The organism is Mycobacterium sp. (assembly GCF_047975165.1).
In the GTDB taxonomy this organism is placed as follows: Bacteria; Actinomycetota; Actinomycetes; order Mycobacteriales; family Mycobacteriaceae; genus Mycobacterium.
The window spans coordinates 1-1,566 of sequence record NZ_JBKECZ010000107.1 but is presented as its reverse complement, the minus strand read 5'-3'; the positions used below and the strand labels follow the sequence as shown (position 1 = coordinate 1,566).

Here is a 1,566-nt window from a genome sequence, read left to right as displayed (position 1 = left end):
TTGAAGAACTCTATTTTGGGTGGGTAATATTCTTTCATTTCATCATAATTTAAATGGATAATTTCTGGGTGATCTAAATATAAGTTTAAACTTTTTTCACAATATAATTCTTCCTCAAATTCTAATCCATGATTTATTTGTAAAGATTTTCTAACTAGATAATCTACAGTAGTCCCTACCTGCATTCATTCTTTGTGTTCAGGAATAGGAGTATTGATTTCAAATTTGAATTCTTTAAGATAAGTAGTGTTAATAAAAGATTTTAATAATTCTCTTTCCTCTTTCTTTTTTATTAATTGTGTTACATTAATTTCCTGCATTTTCATTTTCTCTCTCCTTTAAAATTTGGTTGTGTCTATCTCTAATTTTAGAATTTTTGACTTCGTGTTTTTTATTGTAATGTTTTTTAAATCTCATAATTTCATCTTTAACATCAGAATAGATCTCTCCAACTTCCTTTTTCTTTTCTTCTTTCTTCTTTTTAGAAATAAAGAAAACTACAATAACTAGTATTGCAATGATTATTATTGATGTAACTATAACTATTGGAATCATATTCTTCTAAAATTAATTTTGTTAATATAAGTATATCAAACATAATAAAGTATAATTAATTAGATACAAAATATAAGGAGAATATATTATGAAATTTCAAATAGAATTAAACACAATAAAAAATTATTTAAGAAGACTATCTACATCTGTACAATCAGTATCTAGTAGAGTAGAGTTTACTGGAGTATTAATTAATGTATGAGATACATCAATTACTTTCGAAGGTAGAAACGATTGAATGGATACTAAGATTGAAGATACATCTTTAACTAATACAAAAATTTTCGAAACAGGTAGAGTACTTGTAAAAGCAAATTTACTAAATGACATAGTTCAAAAGATGGAAGGACAATATGTAACATTTACAAAACTAGATTCAAATCTATTAACTATAGAAGATGCTGATTCTAACTACAAGATCTCACTATTAGATGCAGATAACTATGAAACACCAACTTATCAAACAGAGTTTGATCAAGTTGTAGAAATTCCTGCAGTAGCTTTAAAGAGAGCAATTAATAGAGTTAGTTTTGCTGGTTTTGAATACCATACTAAATTTATCTTCCAAGGTATTAATTTAATTATTAATAATGGTAAATTATCTGTAGCTGCTTGTGATGGAATTAAAATTGCTTCTTATTCAGTCGATGTAAATAGTGATGCAAGAATAAATAAAATAATCCCATTAAAAGTTGCTAGAGAACTAGTTAAATTATTACCAGATACAGATACATATACATTCAAAACAACTAATAGTATGTGTACTATATCTTCAGAGAATATGATTAATCAATTTAGACTAATTGAAGGTACATTCCCAATGTTTGATAAACACTTCTCTCTAGAAAGATATAATAAAGAATTAACAGTAGATAAAGAAGTATTAATGAATGCTATAGATAAAGTTTCTATTCTAACTAGATCAACAGAAACTAAAATCTCATTTAGCATTTCTAATGAATCATTTATTATTGAATCTAATTCTGAATCTGATGCAGAATCTGTAAAAGT

The 1,566-nt window shown here is 25.5% G+C and carries 4 protein-coding genes; 1 reads left to right on the top strand and 3 read right to left on the bottom strand.

Annotated elements, in window-relative coordinates:
• The 3 genes from ACK5M9_RS11680 to ACK5M9_RS11670 all read right to left on the bottom strand — a co-directional run.
• Nucleotides 1-185 (bottom strand): hypothetical protein (locus tag ACK5M9_RS11680; RefSeq protein WP_416893334.1); only part of this gene is annotated, 185 nt, incomplete at its 3' end.
• Nucleotides 186-326 (bottom strand): hypothetical protein, encoded by a 141-nt coding sequence (locus ACK5M9_RS11675; protein WP_416893333.1) that lies wholly within the window; start codon nucleotides 324-326, stop codon nucleotides 186-188.
• Nucleotides 307-555, bottom strand: a complete 249-nt coding sequence (locus tag ACK5M9_RS11670; protein ID WP_416893332.1) for a hypothetical protein — start codon at nucleotides 553-555, stop codon at nucleotides 307-309. Before ACK5M9_RS11670 ends, ACK5M9_RS11675 begins: the two co-directional genes overlap by 20 nt.
• Before the next feature lie 238 nt (nucleotides 556-793).
• On the opposite strand from ACK5M9_RS11670, the gene ACK5M9_RS11665 reads away from it, so the two are divergent.
• The coding region (locus tag ACK5M9_RS11665; protein WP_416893331.1) for a hypothetical protein at nucleotides 794-1,566 on the top strand (773 nt) is incomplete at its 3' end.